The organism is Cyanobium gracile UHCC 0281, from assembly GCF_034931305.1.
Classification (GTDB): domain Bacteria; phylum Cyanobacteriota; class Cyanobacteriia; order PCC-6307; family Cyanobiaceae; genus Cyanobium; species Cyanobium gracile_A.
In genome coordinates this window covers 1-4,491 of record NZ_JAYGHY010000104.1, presented here as the reverse complement: position 1 = coordinate 4,491, position 4,491 = coordinate 1, and the positions used below count along the sequence as shown (strand labels likewise).

General features: G+C 71.7%; 4 protein-coding genes. 2 read left to right on the top strand and 2 right to left on the bottom strand.

Annotation, left to right across the window (positions count from 1 at the left end; translation table 11 throughout):
* A partial coding sequence (ppsA, locus tag VB739_RS16255) for a phosphoenolpyruvate synthase (RefSeq protein WP_323358056.1) occupies window positions 1-2,176 on the top strand: 2,176 nt, incomplete at its 5' end.
* Here the strand turns inward: ppsA and VB739_RS16250 are convergent.
* Window positions 2,156-2,299, bottom strand: a complete 144-nt coding sequence (locus VB739_RS16250; protein ID WP_323358055.1) for a hypothetical protein — start codon at window positions 2,297-2,299, stop codon at window positions 2,156-2,158. The two genes, ppsA and VB739_RS16250, sit on opposite strands and share 21 nt — an antisense overlap.
* 94 nt (window positions 2,300-2,393) lie before the next feature.
* Here VB739_RS16250 and VB739_RS16245 point away from each other — a divergent pair, with 94 nt between their 5' ends.
* On the top strand, window positions 2,394-4,094 hold the full coding sequence (locus VB739_RS16245) for an NAD(P)/FAD-dependent oxidoreductase (protein ID WP_323358054.1): 1,701 nt from the start codon (window positions 2,394-2,396) through the stop codon (window positions 4,092-4,094).
* Here VB739_RS16245 and VB739_RS16240 read toward each other — a convergent pair.
* Window positions 4,036-4,491: laccase domain-containing protein (locus tag VB739_RS16240; RefSeq protein WP_323358053.1), on the bottom strand; the 456-nt coding region annotated here is incomplete at its 5' end. The genes VB739_RS16245 and VB739_RS16240 overlap by 59 nt on opposite strands.

The following is a 4,491-nucleotide window of genomic DNA, read 5'->3' as shown; positions in this document are numbered from 1 at the left end:
GGGTGGGGCGGACCTGCCGCCGCCCCTGGCGGAGGCGATCGTGGCGGCCTATGGGGAGCTCGCCGCCGCGATGGCCGCCAGCGGCGTCCCTGCCGCCGTGGCGGTGCGCTCCAGCGCCACGGCCGAGGACCTGCCGGAGGCCAGCTTCGCCGGGCAACAGGAGACCTACCTGCACGTCGAGGGGGAAGCGGCGCTGCTGGCGGCCTGCCGGCGTTGCTATGCCTCGCTGTTCACCGATCGGGCCATCGCCTACCGGCAGCAGCACGGCTTCGATCACCTGGAGGTGGCCCTTTCGATCGGGGTGCAGCGCATGGTGCGCTCCGACCTGGCCAGCTCCGGGGTGATGTTCAGCATCGACACCGAAACCGGCTTCCGCGACGCCGTGCTGCTGACCGCCGCCTACGGGCTGGGGGAGAACGTGGTGCAGGGCGCCGTGAACCCGGATGAATGGCTGATCTTCAAGCCCACCCTGGAGCAGGGCTTCGCCCCGATCCTCAGCCGGCGGCTGGGCAGCAAGGCGCTGCGCATGGTCTACGCCGACCCCTCAGGTGGTGATGGCCGGGCGGTCCGCAACGAGGCGGTGTCCCCGGAGGACAGCGGGCGCTTCGCCCTCAGCGACGGCGAGGCGCTCACCCTGGCGCGCTGGGCCTGCGTGATCGAACGCCACTACGGCGAGCGCCGGGGGGTGCCCACGCCGATGGACATCGAATGGGCCAAGGACGGCCTCAGCGGCGCCCTGTTCATCCTCCAGGCCCGGCCCGAAACGGTGGAATCCCGCCGGGGCGGGGCGGTGCTGCGCAGCTGGCACCTGGAGCCGCACCAGGCGGAGGAGATCACCAGCGGCCGGGCCATCGGCGCCTCGGTGAGCAGCGGCCAGGCCCGGGTGATCAGCGATCCCGGGGAGATCGCCCGATTCATGGACGGCGACCTGCTGGTCACCCGTCGCACCGACCCCGACTGGGAGCCGATCCTGAGGAAGGCCAGCGGTGTGGTCACCGACCAGGGCGGCCGCACCTGCCACGCGGCGATCATCGCCCGTGAGATGGGCCTGACCGCGATCGTCGGCACGGGCGACGGCACCAGCCGCATCGGCGATGGCGACACCGTCACCCTGAGCTGCTGCGAAGGGGATGTGGGCCATGTGTACCGCGGGGCCCTGCCTTTCCGGGTGGAGGAGCAGGCCATCGGCAACCTGCCCGCCACCCGCACCCGGATCCTGATCAACGTGGGCAATCCAGAGGAGGCCTTCAACCTGGCCTCGATCCCCTGCGACGGGGTGGGGCTGGCCCGGCTGGAGTTCATCATCGCCAACCACATCCGGGTGCACCCGATGGCGTTGCTGCAGCCCGAGCGGGTGGCCACCGCGGCCGATCGGGCGGCCATCGCCGAGCTGGTCGCGGGGTACGACACCCCGTCCGAGTACTACGTCGACCTGCTGAGCCAGGGCATGGCCCGGATCGCCGCCGCCTTCCATCCCCGGCCGGTGATCCTGCGCTTCTCCGACTTCAAGAGCAACGAATACGCCCGTCTGCTGGGCGGATCGGCCTTCGAGCCGGCCGAGGAGAACCCGATGATCGGCTGGCGGGGGGCGTCCCGCTATTACGCGCCGGCCTTCCGCGCCGCCTTCGCGCTGGAATGCCAGGCCCTGCGCCGGGTGCGGGAGTCGATGGGCCTGCGCAACGTGATCCCGATGATCCCCTTCTGCCGGACCCCCGAAGAGGGGGACCGGGTGCTGGCGGTGATGGCCGGCGAAGGACTGGTGCGGGGGAAGGACGGTCTGGAGGTGTACGTGATGTGCGAGCTGCCCAGCAACGTCATCGGTGCGGAAGCCTTCGCCGAGCGCTTCGATGGCTTCTCGATCGGCTCCAACGACCTCACCCAGCTGACGCTGGGGCTCGACCGGGACTCCGCCCTGGTGGCGGACCTGTTCGACGAGCGTCAGGCCACGGTCAAGGAGATGATCCGCCTGGCGATCCGCACGGCCCGGCGTTGCGGCCGCAAGATCGGCATCTGCGGCCAGGCCCCCAGCGACTACCCCGATTTCGCCCGTTTCCTGGTGGAGGAAGGGATCGACTCGATCAGCCTCAACCCTGATGCGGTGGTGCCCACCCGCATCGCCATCGCCGCCATGGAGGCCGAACTGGACGCCGCCGCCTCAGCAGGACGCCTGACGTAGTCGGACTGTGGGGGCGCCCATGGGTGGGGCCCAGAGGCGCCAGAGCAGCAGGGCGTGGGCGCTGCAGCGCACCACGCAGAGCGCCGCCAGACCCATGCAGAGGGGACAGTGAGCCAGACCCATCAGAACGTCGGCCCCAACCTCGATCAGCTTCCACCATGGCACCTCTTGCGGCGCCGTGCCCTAGAACGCCACCAGACCCCTGCCTGCTCCGGCCGTGCTGCGCCTCAGCGAGCTGAAACTGCCGCTCGATCACAGCGCCGCCGATCTGGAGGTGGCCATCACCCAGCGGCTGCGGCTGGCGCCCGGTGAACTGCGTCGCCACCAACTGGTGAAACGCAGCGTCGATGCCCGACGCCGCGGGGCCATCTCCCTGGTGTATTGCCTCGACCTCGAGCTCGAGGGCGGCGCCAGGCGCCGCCTGCTGCGCCGCTTCGCCGGCGACCCCCACCTGCGTCCCACCCCGGACTGCCGCTACCGGCCCGTGGCCAGGGCCGATGGGTCGAGCGAGGCGCTGCGGCCGGTGGTGGTGGGCGCCGGCCCTTGCGGCTACTTCGCCGCCCTGCTGCTGGCCCAGATGGGTTGGCGGCCCCTGCTGCTGGAGCGGGGCAAGGTGGTGAAGGAGCGCACGGCTGACACCTTCGGCTTCTGGCAAGGACGGCGCCGCTTCGATCCCGGCTCCAACGCCCAGTTCGGCGAGGGAGGGGCGGGCACCTTCTCCGACGGCAAGCTCTACAGCCAGGTGAGTGAAGAGCCCGCCTACATCCGCAAGGTGCTCGAAGAGCTGGTGGCCGCAGGGGCCGACCCCGACATCCTCACGCTCCACCACCCCCACATCGGCACCTTCAAGCTGGCCACGGTGGTGCGGGGTCTGCGGGCCCGGATCGAGGCCCTGGGCGGCGAGGTCCGCTTCGGCCAGCACGTGGTCGAGCTGCTGCTGGAGGACGGGGCCGATCGGCGCCTGGCCGGTGTGCGCCTGGCCGACGGCACGGCCATCACCACCCGGCATCTGGTGCTGGCGCCGGGCCACAGCGCCCGCGACACCTTCCAGATGCTGCATGGCCTGGGCGTGGCCATGGAGCCGAAAGCGTTTGCGGTCGGGGTGCGGATCGAGCATCCCCAGGCCCTGGTCGACCTGGCCCGCTGGGGGGAGGCCGCCGGCCATCCGCGCCTTGGCCCCGCCGAGTACAAGCTGGTGCACCACTGCAAAGGGGACGCCACGGCTGGCCGCAGCGTCTACAGCTTCTGCATGTGTCCCGGCGGCCTGGTGGTGGGCGCCACCTCGGAAGAAGGCTGCGTTGTCACCAACGGCATGAGCCAGCACTCGCGCCGGGAACGCAACGCCAACAGCGGCCTGGTGGTGCCCGTGACCCAGGAGGATCTGGCGCCCTATGGCCAGCCGGGGGGGGAGGCCCTGGCCGGGATGGCCTTCCAGCGCCACTGGGAGCAACAGGCCTTCCGCGCCGGCGGTGGTGACTACCGGGCACCGGCCCAGTGGCTGGGGGATTTTCTGGCGGGTCGCGCCAGCCAGGAGGCTCCGCCGGAGGCGGTGGAGGGGTCGTACCGACCCGGGCTCCGCTTCGGCAGCCTCGATGGCTGCCTGCCGGACTATGTGCTCGAGGCGATCCGGGAGGCCCTGCCGGTCTTCGCCCGCCGCATCCCCGGGTATGCGATGGAGGGCGCCCTGCTCACCGGCGTCGAGACGCGCACCTCTTCGCCGTTGCGCTTGCAGCGACACCCGACACGGCTCGACAGCCTCAACACCCCTGGGTTGTTCCCCGCGGGGGAAGGGGGCGGGCATGCGGGCGGCATCCTTTCGGCCGCGATCGACGGCATCAAGGTGGCGGAGGCGGTGGCCCTCAGCCTCTGCGAGCCGGCGCTCCCTGGGACACCACCCCACTCCACTGCACGGCCCTGACCCGATCACGGCGCCAGGAATGGAACAGCTGCGGTTCGGCCGTCGTGCAAAGCGGGCAGAGGGCGATCCGCTCCGGGGCCAGCCCCATCCGCTCGATCTGAAGCGCCGTGGCCCGGCGGATGTCCAGCCGATCCCGGCCGGGGTCCGGATCCAGCAGCAGGGCACCGCAGCGTTGGAGATCCTCCAGGGCGCCATCCGGCACCGGTCCAGGGGCCTCGGGCTCCTCCAGGGCGGCCGCCACCTGCAGGGTGACGGCACGCTCCACCTGGTAGCGGACGCCGTCCACGGCCGGTCCGAGCGCCACCAGCAGCTGCTCACGGCCGGCCCCGTCCGCCACCAGCGCCTCGATGGCCGCCGGCACGATCCGGCCCGCGACGCCACGCCAGCCGGCGTGGCA